The following is a 15,322-nucleotide window of genomic DNA, read 5'->3' as shown; positions in this document are numbered from 1 at the left end:
GAGCAACGCCCTTTTACTGCTTAAAAACGGTACTCCACCCCGCCCTGCACGCTGCGGCCGCGCCCCAGGGTATTGGCCAGCGTCTCGCCGTAGCTGACGACGTAGGCGCGGTTGGTCAGGTTCTCCACCGAGCCGCGCAGCGTCAGGCTGTCGGTCAGTTTGTAGCTGGCGTACAGATCGAACAGGGTGTATTTCGGCCAGTCGGCCAGATACGGGTAGTTGGACGGCACCGAGCTGTCCTGATAGCCCGGCGCGAAGCGCACGGTCACCCCGGCGTCCAGCTTGCGATCGAAAGCGCGGCCGCCCAGCGTCACCGAACCGCGATCGCCCGGCAGGTAAGCGGCGGTGCCGAACTGCGAGCCGCCGTCGCAGGACACGGCGTCATTCGCCGTCGGATCCTGCTCCGCGTAGAAATTGCCCGGCCGGGAGTTGGCGCCGTAACGCAGGCGATTGCCCAGCCAGGCGTTCCTGGAGCAAAACTCGTTTTTACCGATCATGTGGGTGTAGGTCAGGTCGGCGTAGAACACCCCGGCGTCATAGTTGAGCTGGTACTCCAGCCCGCGGAAACGGGTTTTCGACAGATTGTTGACGTAGGCGGCGTTGCCGATGCTCGGCTGCACCAGCCCCGGCTTGTCCCGGTTAATCGCCAGGTTGATGTAGTTATCCACTTTGGTGTCGAAATAGGCCACCTTGGCCACCAACCGATCGCCCTCAAACCACAGGTCAGGCTGCTGTACGTTGAACCCCACTTCCCAGGCGCGCGAGCGCTCGGCCTGCAGGAACGGGTTGGGATATTGCGTAGAGGTGCTGTGCGCGCTGCCGTTGGTCAGCGTTTCAGTGATCGCCGGCGGCCGCCAGGATTTGCCGTAGGTGGTATACAGCTCCAGCCACTCCACGCCGGGGCGCACCGCCAGCGCCAGCGTCGGCGACAGCTTGCCCTGATCGCGATCGACGTTCCACTCCTGCTGCGTGGTCGTCGCCAGGCAGTTGCGCAGCCGCAGCTGTTTGCAGGGATTCTCCGCCGTATACGGGAAGTCGGCGTAGCTCAGACCGGTCTGGCCGCGCAGGCGATAGCGGTCGTAACGCAGCCCGCCTTCCAACGTCAGCCAGCCGTCGTAGTCATAGGTCAGATTGGCGAACAGGCTGGCTACCGAACGGTTGCCGGCCGGCGTCACCCCATCCATGCCTTGGCGGGAAGAGTCGCTGGTGGCTTTGTCGTAATAGAACTCCAGCCCGTAATTGGCGCGGAAGTCATGCCCCGGCGCCAGGCTGAAGCGCGAGGTGTTTTGCGCCTGTGCGCCATAGGTACGCAGCCGGGTGCGCGTCGCGTAGCCGTTGTCCAGCAGCGAACTGGTGCTGTAGGTGTCGCTGTCATCCTGAGTATCGACGTAATACAGCTTGGCCTGAAAATCTAGCCAGTCGACGTCTTCCGGCGCCAGGCTGTAGTCGAACGCCGCGTTGCGCGCCATCACGTCGGTGTAGCCGGTGCGCTTCCAGCCCAGTTCGTAGGGCGGGCGAGTGCCCAGGTTAGTCAAGGTGCCGGCGATCGGCGATGCGGTCTGGGTCTGCAGATAACTCAGCTGCAGGCGCTGGTTGGCGGGCAGATTCCAGCCCACCTTGGCCAGCCGCGAGTGCATGCGGTAATGGGTGTCGGGGATTTTGTTGTTCTTGATGCTCTCGGCGTAGCGATCGTAATTGCCGGTGTCGTTATTGATGCGAATGTTGCCGATGTCGCCCTTATTGCCGGGCCAATAGTCGCCGAGGTGGCGTTCGCTGGCGGCCAGCAGGATATCGCCGGTTTCGTTGCCCAATGCCAGTATGCCGCTGCCGATGAAGTGGGTGCCGTTATCGCCGGTGCTGGCGTGCAGCTTGCCGCCCAGCTCTTTGCCCGGCGCCAGGAAATCGCTCGCGCTGACGGTATTGAAGGTGGCGATGCCGCCGAGCGTGCCGGCGCTGCCCATACCGCCGCTGGTGCCCTTGTCGATGGTCACGCCGGACAGCAGTTCAGAATCGATGTACATGGTGCCGTTACGCTGGCCATGGCCGCTCTTTTGAAAATTCTGCCGCATGCCGTCGATGTTCATGTTCACCCGGCCATAGTCTTGTATGCCGCGGATGTTGACCGACAGCGCCGGATCTTGCTGACTGACGCTGGAATAGGCCCCCGTGGTCTGTTCCAGAATATCGGCCGCGTGCCGCGCCGGGCGGTTGTCCATCTGTTCGCGGCTAATGACGCTGACCGAGCGCGGTTCGTCGTAAACCCAATCGTTGGCGTTGATGCCGCCGGCGCCCAGCACCGTCAGGCTGTCCAGCGCCAGCGCGCCGCCCTCTCCGTTCGCCGTCGGCAGCCGGCTCAATACGATCTGCCCCTGCGGCTGCAGGCGGAAAGCCACCGGATTGCCGCCGATCAAGCGCCTCAGGCCCTGTTCAACGCTCATGCTACCGTTCAGCGCCGCCGCCTGCATGCCGTCGAGTTTCACCTCGTCGAAAAACACCTGCATGCCGGCCTGCTCGGCGAAGCGCAACATGGCGCTCTGCAGCGGCTGCGCCGCAATGTTGAAATGCTTTTGCTGTGCGGCCTGCGCACCGTTCGCCTCAGCCTGGACGGCGAGCGCCACAGCCGGCTGAATCAACATCATCGCCGCCAGCGCGGCGCGTACCGCCGTGGCCAAGCGGCCGGCCGGCGTGGTTCCCTTGTGAATAAGCATGCGTGTGTGTTCCACCCGAAAGAATGTCAAACCAAGTGATAATGGAAATCAATCTCGTTTAAACATAAGGACGTTCCGGGAGGCAAAAACCCGTAAAGATTTTTTACAGAAAGTGAAAATAGCGGCGAAACGGGCATCCCGGCCCGCCTGCACCGCTCAGTAAAGCAGCGTGATGCCGGGGAGATTCAGCTGGCGGGCGGAGAGTTCCTGACGAATGGCGCCGACGCCGTCGTCGAGTTTATTGAGCGCGAACACGCCGCTGACCGTACGCGATCTGAGTTCGGGATTGATCGCTACGATGCGGGTCTCGCGATAGCGGTTGAGCTGCGCGAGCGCCTGCGTCAGCGGTTGGCGGTCGATCACCAGCCAGCCGCGCCGCCAGGCGTCATCACCGGCCGTTTGCCGCGTCAGCTGCAGCTGCCCGTTGCGGTAATGCGCCGCCTGGCGTTGCGCGACCACCAGCGAACGCTCACCGCGCTCAAGCGTTACCCGCACGCTGTGCTGATGCACGCTGACGTCGACGCCCTGCTCGGTGCGCGCCACGCTGAACTCGGTGCCCAGTGCCTGGGTGACGCCGTTTTCCGCCTCCACCCTGAACGGGCGACTTTCCGGCCCGCCCAACGGCGCGACGACAAAATAGGCGGCGCCGCTAAGCAGCCGCACCTTGCGTTCGCCTGCGGAATACGCCAGTGCGATCGCGCTGCCGCTGTCCAGCGCCACCCGGCTGCCGTCCGGCAACGCAACTTCGCGCACCTCGCCGCGAACGGTTTGATAATCCGCCTGCATGCCAATCCATAGATCCGGCCCGCGATAAACGCCGAAGGAAACGGCGATCGCCACCGCCGCCGCCACCGCCCAGCGGGGCCACCTGCGATGGGATGACGTTTTCAGCGTCGCCACCTGCGGTTGTAACGCCTGCCGCTGCTCAGGCGGCAGCTGTCCCAGCGTCGTCCACAGCAGGCGAGCCTGACGCAGCGCCGCCGGATGCTGCGGATCGGCGGCCAGCCAGGCGTCCAACGCTCGCCGCCGATCGGCCGGCAGCGCCCCTTCGGCCAGGCTCACGGCCCAGGCGGCCGCCTGCTGTCGCGCCTGTGCGGTTAGCGGTTTCATAATGGCATAGACCTCTGTTTTTTCTGGTTATAGGTTAAGACGTCTGAGCGCGGATAAACCCGTAAAAAAATTGCCATTATTGTTCTTCCATCCGCGCCATCAGCCGCTCGAGCGCGCTGGCCAGGTGTTTTTCTACCGTGCTGAGCGACACGCCCAGCTGCGCCGCCACCTGCGCCTGGGTCAGGCCATCGAGCCGGTTGAGCCGGAAAATCTGCTGCGTGCGCGGCGGCATGTCCGCCAGCGCCTGCTGCAACAGCTGCAGCAATTGGCTATCGATCGCCAGTTGTTCAAGCGCCGGTTCACCGGAGGGATACTGCGCCAGAATGTCGTCTTCGACCGCTTCGGTCTGCCGCCGCTGCTGCTGGCGCAGATGGTCGAGCATCAGGTTTTTGGCGGTTTTATACAGGTAGGCTTCGATATCGAGAATGTTACCCTGCGGATATTGCTCGGTAAGGCGGGTAAAACTTTCCTGCGCCAAATCCGCGGCCAGCTGTGGGTCGCGCAGTTTGGCGTTCAAATAGGCTTGCAGCGGCCGCATATGGCGCAGAAACAGCGCCTGCAACTCGGAATTGGACATCTCTTTTCCCAGAAGTGAAACACCCAATAGGGGCGATAAAAATCACATAAATGATTATCATTATCAATATTGTTCTGGGAAATATGTGCTAACGCGGGGGGATAAACAGGAAACCGGCCTGACGCCGGTTTCCGCTGGGCTGCAGGTCAGAGCTCTAACGCCTCGTCTTCATAGCGATGCTTGGCGTCGAGCGCTTCCTGCTCGGTTTCATGTTCACTGAGCAGCGTATTCGGCTCAATGTCGTCGGTGCGCACTTCAAAACGGCGCAGATGCAGGTTCGGGTCCCCCCGAAACACCTCTACGACGCGGGCACTCCGTGGATAAGCAGGTTGATCATTTTCGCGCATGCCGTTCTCCAGTGTGTTTCACACAGTAGCAAGTATAGCAGCCGCCCTCATTCCGACACGCGCGAGCCAAGATCGCGATCGCCGGGAGCCCCCGTCAACAGCTCGGTCAATTCGTCGCAGGCGCAAATACGCCCTTCACGCACGGTGAAGTGCGCCAACACCCGCACGCGGCAGCGGGAACCGTCACGCTTTTCCACCTCGACCAGATGGTGGGTCAGCACCGCCTCGCCCTGCTCCGCCGCCGCGATCACGCTCAGCGTCATGCGGCGGGTTTGCCGCTTCAGCAGCGCCATATGCTGCTCAAACTGCTCGAAGTGCAGCACCTTGCCATCCACCTGCTGGCGGTAGCCTGCGCTGAAGCGGGCGGCGAGCTGGGCCGGCCGATGCTCCGGGCTGGCGACGATCTGCTGCAGCGTATCGAGCACCAGATTCAGCGGGGTAAGTTGAGTCATCACATTTCTCCGAAATAGGGTGAACGGCGATCCTATCCCGGCCAGGCGATGGCATAATAACCACATCAAGACTTTCAATAACGTTAAACGGCCAACATGACGCAGATCCGCAGCCAACGCCTTCAGCATGAAAAAAAGCACCTGACGCCCTGGCACCGGCACGAAGGCGGCCAGATCTATCTCTTGACGCGCGGCATGCTGGCAATGGAACTCCCTGGCCGGCAATGGGCGATCACCGGCGGCACGCTGGGCTGGCTGCCGCCGGGATGCGCCCATCAGGCGCTGGCCTGTGGCGACGTGGCGGGCTGGAGCCTGTATCTGCCGATGGAAAGCGTGCCGGAGATGCCGCCGCTGCCGCAACTGTTCACGGCCTCTGCGTTGTTGCAGGCCCTGGTGGAGCGCATCGCGCAGTTCCCCGCCGGCCCGCTGAGTGCGCCGCAACGGCGGCTGCTGCAGGTGCTGCTGGACGAAATGCACGCGGCAAGCCGCGCGCCGTTGCAATTGCCGCTGCCGCAGGACGCCCGGTTGCTGAACATCGCCCGAGCGCTGCTGAACGATCCCGCCAGCCCGCGCAGCCAGCGCGACTGGGCCATCTGGGCCGGGCTCAGCCCGCGCACCCTGAGCCGCCGTTTTCTGCAGGAAACCGGCATCAGCTTCGCGCTGTGGCGCCAGCAGGCGCGGGTATTGCGTTCACTGGAGGGGTTATCACGCGGCGAAGCGGTTGGCGAGGTGGCCGACGCCTGCGGCTATGATAACGTCAGCGCCTACATCGCCGCCTTTCGCCGCCGCTTCGGCGTCACGCCCGGGGCCTACTTTGCGGCCGCTCGGCAAACGGAATAGAAAAACGGGCGCACAGCGCCCGAAGAGAAGAAAAGGTTATTTCACCGCCTCACGCGGCAGCACAGCGAGGATTTGTTCCACCACCCGCTGCGGATCGGCGGCGCCGTCCATCACGTAATGTGCGGCATCCTGATACAGCGCTTCCCGCGCGGCCAGCACCTCGCGCATCTCTTCGGCGATCGGCCTGCCGGTGAGCGTCGGGCGCTGCGCATCTTCCGGGTACTCTTCCAACCGCTGCGCCAACACGCTGGCCGGCGCGCGCAGGTAGATAACGGTGCCATGCTGGCGCATAAACTGACGATTCTCTTCCGCCAGGATCGCGCCGCCGCCGGTGGCAACTATAGTTGACGGCTTAGTCACGGTTTGCAACGCGACGGTCTCACGGCGGCGGAACCCCAGCCAACCCTCGCGCTCGACCATTTCCGCCACGCTCATCTGCGCCGCCTGCTGCATAAACAGATCGGTATCGACGAATTGATAGCCCAACGCCAGCGCCAATGCGCGGCCTACAGTGGTCTTGCCGGCTCCGCGAGCGCCTATCATGAACAGGGGTTGTGTCATTACGGGTTGTCCCTTATGCGGTGACTTGAGTGCATTGCATACCAAAATGCCGAGCGGGTGCGATGGCGTGGTGGCAGCATCATACCCTGCCCGCTCTGTATTTCAATATTTACGATAGTGTAAATTCCATGGCACAGCGACTGCCGACGGCAAAGCCGTGCGCCAGATCCTCATCCAGATGCCGCCGCAAGGCGGCCGTGAGCTGCGCGCCCTCAAGCGGCCGGAATCCCAGCCGCCGGTAGTAAGGCGCATTCCACGGCACCTCAATGAAGGTGGTGAGCGTCAGGCGGCCGGCCCCCTGCCGTTTGGCTTCTTCCGCCACCGCGCCGATCAGGCGGCGGCCGACGCCCTGCCGCTGCCAGGTGCCGGCGACCGACAATTCGGCGATGTGCCAGTCTTCCCCCTGAGCCAGCACGGCGATGAAACCGGCGCACTCGCCGTTGTCGCTTTCCGCCAGCCATTCACGGCGCTCGGCGATAAACGCGGCATGCTGCTGCGGGGCCATCACCTCGCCTTCGGCAATAAAGCGCCATTCCGGCTGTTGGCGAAACAACTGCGCCGCCGAGCGTTCAACCGCCATCAGATGCGCGATATCCCGCTGCTGCGCCAAACGAATCTGCAGGCTCATGGGTTCTCCTTAACGTTGGGGCGGTTATTTAAGCAAATTTCACCGCCCGTGGCTTAGAAATCGACACTGCCGCGCAGCACCACCTCACGCGGTTCCCCCACCGCCACGCGCAAATTGCCGCCGCTGGACGGGTAGTAGGTTTTATCGAACAGGTTCTTCACGTTCAGTTGCCATTTCACCCGATAGCCGTTGATCGGCATGGTGTAAGCGGCGAACGCATCGGCAACGGTGTAGTTATCCAGGTAGAAACTGTTGGCGGCATCACCCGGGCGGCGCCCTACGTAGCGCGCGCCGGCGCCAATGCGCACCTCATCGCCGCTGTAGAGACCCGGGCTGCCCAGGTTTTGGGTCAGGAACAGCGAGGCGGTGTGGCGCGCCACGTTGGTCATCTCTTTGCCCTTGTTGTCCGGATCGTCCACCACCCGTGCGTCGGTATACGCATAGGAACCGATCAGGCTCAGCGAGTCGGTGAGATTACCGGCCACGTCCAGCTCCACGCCCTGCGAACGCACGCGCCCGGCGGTGCGCGTCACGGTTTCGCCCTCCACCAGCTCACTGACCATCACGTTGCGCTTGGTGATGTCGAACAGCGCCAACGTGCCGGTAACACCGTTCGGCAGCGCCAGCTTGCCGCCGACTTCCCACGACTTGCCCTGCTCCGGCGGCAGCGAATCAATCTGGGTGGCGATGGAAGAGTTCGGCTTGAACGACTCGGTATAGCTGCTGTACAGCGACATGTAAGGCGTCAGCTTGTAGACCACCCCGGCGCGCGGCACCAGCTTGCCGTCCGAGCTGTCGGTATTGGTCTGGAACGGCCGCCCCTTGCCGGCATAGACGTCGAAAGCGTCGTAGCGCAGCCCGCCCATCACCAGCCATTTATCGGTTAGCTGGATGGAATCCTGCATAAACCAGCCGTAGCTGGTGAGATTTTCCCGCTGGTCGCTGTCTTTGGCGCTGACCGCCGTCGACGGCGGCATCAGGCCGTATACCGGATGATAAATATTGAAATCGCTGTTCTTTTTACCGCGGATCATGTCGCCGCGGTAGGTACGGTTATCTTCAAAATCAAAGCCGAACAGCATCTGGTGGTTGATGCTGCCCCAGTCCACATCACCATTGAACGTCAGCTGCACCGCGTTGGCGTGGCTGACGGCATGGGCGGTCGAGTCGGCCTGGCGGCTCAATGCGCCGCTCTCCGGGTCCAGCGCCGTGGCGCGCGCCTGGTTGTCGCTGTAGCTGTTGCGGCTGTAGGCGTAGGTCAGCGAGCTTTTCCAGCGCTCATTGAGCGTTTGATCGATCTGCAGAGTGACGCTGTCCTGATCGCCGCGGGTGGCGTTATAAGCCTCGTCGAAACGGCGATCGCGCGGCGTATTCACCGGTTTGCCGGTGCGCGAATCGATAATGGTGCCGCGATCGAACGGCACCAGATATTCCATATGTTCATAGGCCAACCGCACGGTGGTGTTCTCGCCGTACCACATCAGCGAGGGCGCGATCACCGTCTGGCGATTGCGGCCAAAGTTGCGCCAGTAATCGGTTTCATCGTGATCGACGATCATCCGATAGGCAAACCCCGACGTGCCGAGCGGCCCGGTAACGTCGAGCTGGCCACCGCCGCCGTTGAAACTGCTGCCCCAGCCTTCCACGTGGGTATGCTGCTGCAGCTGGGGTTTTTTGGTGATCATGTTGATCATCCCGCCCGGCTCGCCCATGCCGTACAGCATCGAGGCCGGCCCCTTGAGCACCTCCACCCGCTCGGTGGTCGGCGTAAAGTTGCGCGCCTGCACCGAGCGCACGCCGTCGCGCAGAATGGAGCCGTCGCGGTTGTCGCCGAAGCCGCGTTTCATTACCGCGTCCTGGGTGCCCCCCAGCGTGTTGGCCTGGGTTATGCCGCTGACGTTGTACAGCGCTTCGTCCAGGCTGCTGACCGCCTGATCGGTAATCACCTGTTGCGGCACCACGTCGATCGCCTGCGGCACGTTCAGCAGGTTGGTTTCGCTGCGGGTGCCGGTAACGCTGGTCAACGGCTGATAGCTCTGCACGCCGTCGGCGTCTTTGCGGCCGACCACCACCAGGCTCTCTTCCTGCGGCGCGGCTTTTTCCGCCGCCCACGCCGGCGATGTCGCGCAGGCTGCCAAAGGCAATGCGCACCACCAGCCGCGCTTGTTGTTATTCATTATCTAACTGACTCCAATAGGTCCCTGAAAAAGGTAACGGCAAAAACTGCTGATACAGCTGTTGGAAGGTCTGCTGCGGGTTGATGTCGGCGAACAGATCCGGGTAAAACGCTTTGGCGAACATCTCGACCAACACGACATGGTACGGGCTGAGGTAAAAGTTGTGCCAGACGCTCCAGGCGCGGTGGTTTTTCACCGCCTGCAGGCTGGCCAGCATCGGCTGTTTGGCGATCAGTTGGCGGAAGCTGTCGGCGGCCTCCTGTGGGCTGCCCTGCGGCCCGAGACGCAGATCGGACAGCCGTTTGCCCTGCGGCCCAGCCATGCCGGTGGCGAGGTACACGTCGGGATTGGCGCTCAGAATGGTTTCCGGGTTCAGCTCGCCATACACCCCTTTGACGCTGGCGTTGGCGATGTTGTCGCCGCCGGCGAAGGTCAGCAAATCGCCGAGGTTGCCGTGCGCGGCGGTGGTGCAACAGGTGTCGCGCCGCCCCAGATGCAGGTGCAGCATCACCTTGGGCTTCGGCCCCTGATAGCCCGCCAGCCGTTGCCGGATCACCGTCATATGCTGCTGATAAAACGCGATGAACTGCTCGGCGCGTTGCTGGCGATTAAGCACTTCGCCCAGCAGCCGCACGCTCGACACGGTGTTGTTCAGCAGATCGATGCGCAGATCGACGTAGATCACCGCCACGCCGGCCTTGCTCAGTGCGGAAACCAGCAAATCGTTGTCGCCGCCTTCACGCGCGTAGCGCGCCAGGATCACCAGATCCGGCTTCAGCTGCAGCAGGCTTTCGATGTTGACCTGGCGAAAGTTATTGCCGCTGATGACGGGGATCTGGGCTATCTGTGGAAACTTCTGCGTATACAGCTGCCAGCTTTGCGCATCAAAGCGCGCCAGATCCGCCGGCCAGCCGACGATGCGCTGCGCCGGGTTGCCCGGCTCCAGCAGCGCCAGCGTATACAGCATGCGGCTCTCCCCCACCACGATGCGCTGCGGGTTGTCCGGCACCGCGACCTGGCGGCCGGTGATGTCGGTTACCGTCTTCGCCTGGGCGGAGAACATGCCGAACCACAGGGAAAGCAGCAGTAAAATGAGGGAATTGCGCATGATTGAGCCGAAACGGGGGAAATAGTGTGCGCATGATAATCACTCTCATTAGCACTTGCAATCCCACGCCGCAATTGCCAAAAGAAATCCGGGAAACGGCGCCGGGCATGCGGTGAAACACCGTGAAACCGCTAAAATAGCGGCTTTAAAAAGTTAAAAAATGGCGGAAAAATCGGTTAAATAGGAGGGGGAAACAGCAAAAAAACCGGGAGACCTCCATGACTCAACGCATCATTCCGCTGTCGGAGTGCCCGCAGTTTGCCGATGTGTGCGCCGCCTGGGCTTTCGGCCAATGGGGTTCACAGCGCGGCGGTTCGCTGGCGCGCACCCAGCTGCGTTTCGCCCAATGCAGCCGGCCAAGCGACGATCACCTGACGCTGATGATGATCGACGGCGATCGTCCGGTCGGCATGGCCAGCCTGTGGCCCAGCGACGATCACCAGCGCCAGGATCTCACTCCGTGGCTGGCCGGCGTCTTCGTGCATCCCGATCACCGCCGCAAGGGCATCGCCCACCGTCTGGAGATGGCGATCGTCGAGGCGGCGCGGCAACGCCATCACTCGGTTCTGCATCTCATTACCGACAAGTCGGAAGCGCTGTACGCCGGCTGGGGTTGGCAACCTCTGGAGCGCCGGCGGCAGCATGACGAAGAGGTGGTGGTGATGGAGAAAAAACTGTAGCTAACGCGGCGTACAGACATACACCAGCGCCGGCGGGAAGTTGCGCACCACCCGCAGGCGCTTCCAGTGAAAATAGCGCGACAGCAATTTTTCCGACAGGTGGCTGTATTGGAACAGCACCAGCGTGCCGTTGCGCGCCAGCAGCCGCTGCCGGGCCTGCTGAAGAATGCGCACGCTGATCCTGACCGGGATCGACAGCAGCGGCAGGCAGGAAAACACCACGTCGTAATCCGTGGCCATCCGGGTCGCAGAGTGGCCCATCACCTGCAGCCGCCGATCGTCTATCCCGCGCAGCCGATGCACGAAATGGGGTTGGATCTCGAAGGCCTCCAGCGCCGCATCGGCGCGCATCCGCCCCAGAATACGTTTGGTCAACACCCCGTCGGCCGCGCCCAGTTCCGCGATCGACAGCGCCCGGGTCCATTCAACCTGATTCAGCATCGCCTGACACAGCCACGGGGAAGAAGGCGCCAGCGTACCGACGGTGCGCGGTGAAGCCATAAATTGCTGCAGGTAAGCGAAGTGATTCATCAGTTGCAGCCGGGTCGCATTTAACATTGAGGCCTCCTTGGGTTAAGCCCTCAATGTGAGCCGAATTTCTTAAGTAATCATTAACATGATTCCGAAAGCGGCAGACACAGTTGTAATAAAATGCAACCTCATCAACGGCACGCAAAGAAAAACGGCCGTAATAATGACCTGAGAATAAATCGTTTATACACCGACTATTCAGATAATTATTGCGACCGTTTATTTTATTGGCCGCGTTGCCGCGGCCAGAGCGTAAAAAAACCAATGCTTAGCGATAAATTTCCGCATTGCCGCGCCAGTTGCTGGAATCCCCGGGGGTGTCCAGACCGATAATGCGATAATGGCTGGCGCCGTCCGCCGCGGCTTTTTCTTTAAGGGCGGTGATGGCATCATGCGGTGAGCCGCTAATGCCGGAAACCGACACGACGCCGATGCTTTGCAGATTGGCGGCCTGCTCGCTGTTGACCTGTTTCACCGACGACAGCGGCGCGGCGAAAGTGGAGAAAGAAGCGGCGGCGATCAATACGGCTGCGATGCTTGGGATGAGTTTCATGATTGACTCCAGGTGTTCTTGTTTATTAGCTCGTGGTCAGTGATGTTAATTATCCGCTAGCCAATGAAAACGGACGTCATGCAACGTAAAGAACATCAATCATTGTGAGGAGAATAAGGAGGAAGTAAGAGCGGGTGTGTATTTTCAGGCGGGAATGACTTTATAGACCTCACCTTACCCCTATTTGATGAACAATTAAAGACGGTGCGAGATAAAGCATGCGCGCCGCGTCTATTTAAGATTTTTTACCCGCCGGAGCGCGCTGAGCTACGCTGATTTTGTGGCTTACCCTTTTAAGGAAGAACGCTTATGTCGCAAAACCTGCTGCGCGTGCGTGACGGTCAGGGCGCGTCGGTCTCATTTTCCGAGCTGCTGTTCGATCTGATCTACGTTTTCGCCGTGACCCAACTTTCCCACTATCTGTTGCATCACCTGACGCTGACCGGCGCGCTGGAAACCCTGCTGCTGTGGTTTGCCGTCTGGCTGGCCTGGCAATACACCGCCTGGGTCACCAACTGGTTCAATCCGGATACCCGCCAGATCCGCCTGCTGCTGTTCTCGATCATGCTGCTGGGGCTGTTCGCCGCCGCCGCGCTGCCGCAGGCGTTTGGCGAGCGCGGCCTGATCTTCGCGCTGTTTTATGTCGCTATTCAGGTCGGCCGCTCCGCCACGGTATTGCGCCTGCTGGCGCCTGGCCACCCGTTGAAACAAAACTTTCGCCGCATCCTCGGCTGGCTGTGCATCTCCGCCGTCTTCTGGATCGCCGGCGGGCTGGCGGAAGGCCATACTCGCCTGGCGCTGTGGGCGATCGCCGTCTTGTGCGAATACGTCTCGCCGATGTTCGGTTTTCGCCTGCCGGTGCTGGGGCGCTCGGACAGCAGCAGCGAATGGACCATCGAAGGCCACCATCTGGCGGAGCGCTGCCAGCTGTTCGTGATCGTGGCGCTGGGGGAAACCATTCTGATCACCGGCGCCACCCTGAGCGAAATGGAAAGCTGGAGCCTGCCGGTGCTCATCGCTTCGCTGGTGGCCTTTCTCGGCAGCCTGGCGATGTGGTGGGTTTACTTCGACACCAGCAGCAAAGCCGGCAGCCACGCCATCAGCCAGGCGGAAAACCCCGGCCAGCTGGGCGCTTATTTCCACTACGTGCACGTCGCGCTGGTGGGAGCCATCATCGTCTGCGCCGTGGCCAACGAACTGGTGATCGCCCATCCTGACGGCCGCATCCAACACGCCACGGCGGCGGTGCTGCTGCTCGGCCCGGCGATTTACCTGTTCGCCAACGCGCTGTATAAACGGTTGGTGTATCGCCGTTTCCCGCTGTCGCACCTGGTTGGGCTGCTGGCGCTGGCGGTATTGGCCCCCGCCGCCTATTTAACCGATCTGCTGATGGTCAATGGCCTGACGACGCTGATCATGGTGGTGGTGGCGGTGTGGGAGAGCATCTCGCGCGGCAGAGCGCCGCAGCGGCACGCGGAGACCTGAAGCAAACGGGGGCGTCACCGCCCCCGCTGTGAGATTGATGACAAACCTCATGCCATTGCCGGGTTTGCAGAGAGCAGCGGATAAAAAAACAAGGAAAATCAATTTATTGATTTTCGGCTGATGGCCACAAAGGAGGAAAAACCACGTTTTTTCCTCCTTTTTCAACGGTCTGACGGGGGCGCTGTCGCCCCTTCTCGATCACTTCAAGGGTTGCGGCAAGGTGAGCACCCAGAGCTCACTCAGCGACTCCGGCTGCTCCAGAGGGCGCAATTCGATACGGGCATCGGTCTTGTCGCCGTCGAGGCTCAACCGCCCTCCTTTCTCCAGCTGGTAGTCACCGATTTTTTTGCTCTTTGGCGACGCATCCACCAGCTTCGCCTGCAAGCCGAAATCGTTGTCATTGATCACCGCCAGCGTGCGATCGTCGATCAGCGCCAACCCTTCCGCTTTCTCCTGGCGCCAGCCCAACTGGCGCAGATCCGCCACTTCCCGTTTCTGCGCCAGCTTCACGCCGCGTTTAGCCAGCTCTTGCGCATCGTCGAACTCCAGCGCTTTACCCTGGCCGTCAAACGTACTCAGATCGCTGGCCTGCGCGAGATCCACCAGATAGATCTTGTTGATCATCGTCTTATCTTTATCGGTTCCCTGTTCAATCAACAGGATGCGCTGGTTGTCCAACGCCACGATATCGCCAATCTTGGCGTCTTTGGCTTTTTTATAGCGGTCGATATCGATGGGATAGCCATACATCGCAGTTTTGCCACTGCGCGGATCGAAGCTCACCAGCCGGGTAAACTGCGCCTTGTTTTTGCTTTTACCATCAACATCCAGCGTGCTCTGCACCGCCGCCAGAATGCGTCCATCCGGCATCCGGGTCAGCCCCTCAAAACCGCGGTTAGGCTGGCGCCACTTCAGGATGTTCGGCAAACCGCTCGCCACCGCCTGCTCGCCGGCCTGCGGCGTTGGGCCATATTTGGCGAGAATTTTGCCTTTGTCGTCGACATGGATCAGAAACGGGCCATACTCGTCACACAGCCAATAGCCGCCGTTGCCGTCACCGATGATACCTTCGGTATCCAACCCACGGCGATCGCCGGACAGCGGTTGCAGCGCGTCGTTCAACGCCACTTCGTTCGTGGAACCAATCAGCTCGCTCGGCAGCGGCAGCCCGCTAATCGGCCCTTTTTCGTCATGCAAGGGCCGCGCATTCTCGGCCACGGCCTTGCCGCCGCCGATACGAATGTCCATCAACAGAGGCGTGAATTGCGGATTGGCGAAAATCTTGGCTTCTTGCTTGCCCACCGCAGGGGCATCAGCATTCGGGCCGCGATCGGTCAGCGTCGTCAGCACCAGATCGTCGCCCTGCTTGCGATTGAACGACAGCCCTGAGCCGATCCCCACCGGCAACCCCTGCGGGAAATGCCTGGCAAACGCCCCCTGATAGGCGACGCGTTCCCCGCCGGGGAAGCCGACCACATAACGCGCCACCTCAATATCTGCAGCGTAGGTGAATACCGGAAACAGCGAAGCCAACAGCAGGGAGAGCGATTTTATTCTCATGTTTT

The 15,322-nt window shown here is 61.4% G+C and carries 15 protein-coding genes; 3 read left to right on the top strand and 12 right to left on the bottom strand.

Annotated elements, in window-relative coordinates:
- Positions 1 to 20 precede the first annotated feature (20 nt).
- The 5 genes from GT753_RS00265 to GT753_RS00245 form a co-directional block, all read right to left on the bottom strand.
- The gene (locus tag GT753_RS00265) at positions 21 to 2,708 is read right to left on the bottom strand and encodes a TonB-dependent receptor (RefSeq protein ID WP_021504699.1); all 2,688 of its coding nucleotides are present in this window, start codon (positions 2,706 to 2,708) and stop codon (positions 21 to 23) included.
- 156 nt (positions 2,709 to 2,864) lie between these two features.
- Positions 2,865 to 3,818: a FecR domain-containing protein gene (locus GT753_RS00260; protein WP_021504700.1), complete on the bottom strand. Its 954-nt coding sequence runs from the start codon at positions 3,816 to 3,818 to the stop codon at positions 2,865 to 2,867.
- A gap of 76 nt (positions 3,819 to 3,894) precedes the next feature.
- Positions 3,895 to 4,395, bottom strand: a complete 501-nt coding sequence (locus tag GT753_RS00255; RefSeq protein WP_021504701.1) for an RNA polymerase sigma factor — start codon at positions 4,393 to 4,395, stop codon at positions 3,895 to 3,897.
- 146 nt (positions 4,396 to 4,541) lie between these two features.
- Entirely contained in the window at positions 4,542 to 4,742 is a 201-nt protein-coding gene (locus tag GT753_RS00250; protein WP_004940491.1) for a YaiA family protein, read from the bottom strand.
- Positions 4,743 to 4,789: 47 nt separating this feature from the next.
- The gene (locus GT753_RS00245) at positions 4,790 to 5,194 is read right to left on the bottom strand and encodes a nuclear transport factor 2 family protein (RefSeq protein WP_015376809.1); all 405 of its coding nucleotides are present in this window, start codon (positions 5,192 to 5,194) and stop codon (positions 4,790 to 4,792) included.
- Positions 5,195 to 5,290: 96 nt separating this feature from the next.
- Here GT753_RS00245 and GT753_RS00240 point away from each other — a divergent pair, with 96 nt between their 5' ends.
- A complete protein-coding gene (locus GT753_RS00240; protein ID WP_021504702.1) occupies positions 5,291 to 6,034 on the top strand; it encodes an AraC family transcriptional regulator in 744 nt (247 codons plus the stop codon).
- A 36-nt stretch (positions 6,035 to 6,070) separates the two neighbouring features.
- Here the strand turns inward: GT753_RS00240 and aroL are convergent, their stop codons facing one another.
- From aroL to GT753_RS00220, 4 genes are all read right to left on the bottom strand, one after another.
- Complete coding sequence (gene aroL / locus GT753_RS00235) at positions 6,071 to 6,595, bottom strand: shikimate kinase AroL (protein WP_160125140.1); 525 nt, start codon at positions 6,593 to 6,595, stop codon at positions 6,071 to 6,073.
- Between the two features lie 109 nt (positions 6,596 to 6,704).
- Positions 6,705 to 7,223 carry a GNAT family N-acetyltransferase gene (locus tag GT753_RS00230; RefSeq protein WP_004940503.1) on the bottom strand — a complete coding sequence of 173 codons (519 nt, stop codon included), beginning with the start codon at positions 7,221 to 7,223 and terminating at the stop codon, positions 6,705 to 6,707.
- 53 nt (positions 7,224 to 7,276) lie between these two features.
- A complete protein-coding gene (locus tag GT753_RS00225; RefSeq protein ID WP_160125139.1) occupies positions 7,277 to 9,400 on the bottom strand; it encodes a TonB-dependent siderophore receptor in 2,124 nt (707 codons plus the stop codon).
- Positions 9,393 to 10,508 (bottom strand): ABC transporter substrate-binding protein, encoded by a 1,116-nt coding sequence (locus GT753_RS00220; RefSeq protein WP_160125138.1) that lies wholly within the window; start codon positions 10,506 to 10,508, stop codon positions 9,393 to 9,395. The genes GT753_RS00225 and GT753_RS00220 overlap by 8 nt, the downstream gene beginning before the upstream one ends.
- Positions 10,509 to 10,726: 218 nt before the next feature.
- On the opposite strand from GT753_RS00220, the gene GT753_RS00215 reads away from it, so the two are divergent.
- A complete protein-coding gene (locus GT753_RS00215) occupies positions 10,727 to 11,188 on the top strand; it encodes a GNAT family N-acetyltransferase (protein ID WP_021504707.1) in 462 nt (153 codons plus the stop codon).
- Here GT753_RS00215 and GT753_RS00210 read toward each other — a convergent pair whose 3' ends face one another.
- On the bottom strand, positions 11,189 to 11,746 hold the full coding sequence (locus tag GT753_RS00210) for a class I SAM-dependent methyltransferase (protein ID WP_033642027.1): 558 nt from the start codon (positions 11,744 to 11,746) through the stop codon (positions 11,189 to 11,191).
- 241 nt (positions 11,747 to 11,987) lie between these two features.
- A complete protein-coding gene (locus GT753_RS00205) occupies positions 11,988 to 12,272 on the bottom strand; it encodes a YdgH/BhsA/McbA-like domain containing protein (RefSeq protein ID WP_004940519.1) in 285 nt (94 codons plus the stop codon).
- Between the two features lie 309 nt (positions 12,273 to 12,581).
- On the opposite strand from GT753_RS00205, the gene GT753_RS00200 reads away from it, so the two are divergent.
- Positions 12,582 to 13,757 carry a low temperature requirement protein A gene (locus GT753_RS00200; RefSeq protein WP_160125137.1) on the top strand — a complete coding sequence of 392 codons (1,176 nt, stop codon included), beginning with the start codon at positions 12,582 to 12,584 and terminating at the stop codon, positions 13,755 to 13,757.
- A gap of 198 nt (positions 13,758 to 13,955) precedes the next feature.
- On the opposite strand, the gene GT753_RS00195 is transcribed toward GT753_RS00200, so the two are convergent.
- A complete protein-coding gene (locus GT753_RS00195; RefSeq protein ID WP_031300030.1) occupies positions 13,956 to 15,317 on the bottom strand; it encodes an esterase-like activity of phytase family protein in 1,362 nt (453 codons plus the stop codon).
- Positions 15,318 to 15,322 lie beyond the last annotated feature (5 nt).

Source organism: Serratia sp. Z4, from assembly GCF_009900725.1.
Taxonomy (GTDB): Bacteria; Pseudomonadota; Gammaproteobacteria; order Enterobacterales; family Enterobacteriaceae; genus Serratia; species Serratia nematodiphila.
Note: the sequence above shows the minus strand (reverse complement) of the source record. Positions and strands in the feature narration are given on the sequence as shown.

What these genes read in the sequence shown, in the direction of transcription:
- GT753_RS00215 (WP_021504707.1), top strand. Translation starts at nt 10,727, where the DNA reads ATGACTCAACGCATCATTCCGCTGTCGGAGTGCCCGCAGTTTGCCGAT.
- GT753_RS00245 (WP_015376809.1), bottom strand. Translation starts at nt 5,194, where the DNA reads ATGACTCAACTTACCCCGCTGAATCTGGTGCTCGATACGCTGCAGCAG.
- GT753_RS00240 (WP_021504702.1), top strand. Translation starts at nt 5,291, where the DNA reads ATGACGCAGATCCGCAGCCAACGCCTTCAGCATGAAAAAAAGCACCTG.
- GT753_RS00210 (WP_033642027.1), bottom strand. Translation starts at nt 11,746, where the DNA reads ATGTTAAATGCGACCCGGCTGCAACTGATGAATCACTTCGCTTACCTG.
- GT753_RS00255 (WP_021504701.1), bottom strand. Translation starts at nt 4,395, where the DNA reads ATGTCCAATTCCGAGTTGCAGGCGCTGTTTCTGCGCCATATGCGGCCG.
- GT753_RS00260 (WP_021504700.1), bottom strand. Translation starts at nt 3,818, where the DNA reads ATGAAACCGCTAACCGCACAGGCGCGACAGCAGGCGGCCGCCTGGGCC.
- GT753_RS00265 (WP_021504699.1), bottom strand. Translation starts at nt 2,708, where the DNA reads ATGCTTATTCACAAGGGAACCACGCCGGCCGGCCGCTTGGCCACGGCG.
- GT753_RS00200 (WP_160125137.1), top strand. Translation starts at nt 12,582, where the DNA reads ATGTCGCAAAACCTGCTGCGCGTGCGTGACGGTCAGGGCGCGTCGGTC.
- GT753_RS00225 (WP_160125139.1), bottom strand. Translation starts at nt 9,400, where the DNA reads ATGAATAACAACAAGCGCGGCTGGTGGTGCGCATTGCCTTTGGCAGCC.
- GT753_RS00195 (WP_031300030.1), bottom strand. Translation starts at nt 15,317, where the DNA reads ATGAGAATAAAATCGCTCTCCCTGCTGTTGGCTTCGCTGTTTCCGGTA.
- GT753_RS00250 (WP_004940491.1), bottom strand. Translation starts at nt 4,742, where the DNA reads ATGCGCGAAAATGATCAACCTGCTTATCCACGGAGTGCCCGCGTCGTA.
- aroL (WP_160125140.1), bottom strand. Translation starts at nt 6,595, where the DNA reads ATGACACAACCCCTGTTCATGATAGGCGCTCGCGGAGCCGGCAAGACC.
- GT753_RS00205 (WP_004940519.1), bottom strand. Translation starts at nt 12,272, where the DNA reads ATGAAACTCATCCCAAGCATCGCAGCCGTATTGATCGCCGCCGCTTCT.
- GT753_RS00230 (WP_004940503.1), bottom strand. Translation starts at nt 7,223, where the DNA reads ATGAGCCTGCAGATTCGTTTGGCGCAGCAGCGGGATATCGCGCATCTG.
- GT753_RS00220 (WP_160125138.1), bottom strand. Translation starts at nt 10,508, where the DNA reads ATGCGCAATTCCCTCATTTTACTGCTGCTTTCCCTGTGGTTCGGCATG.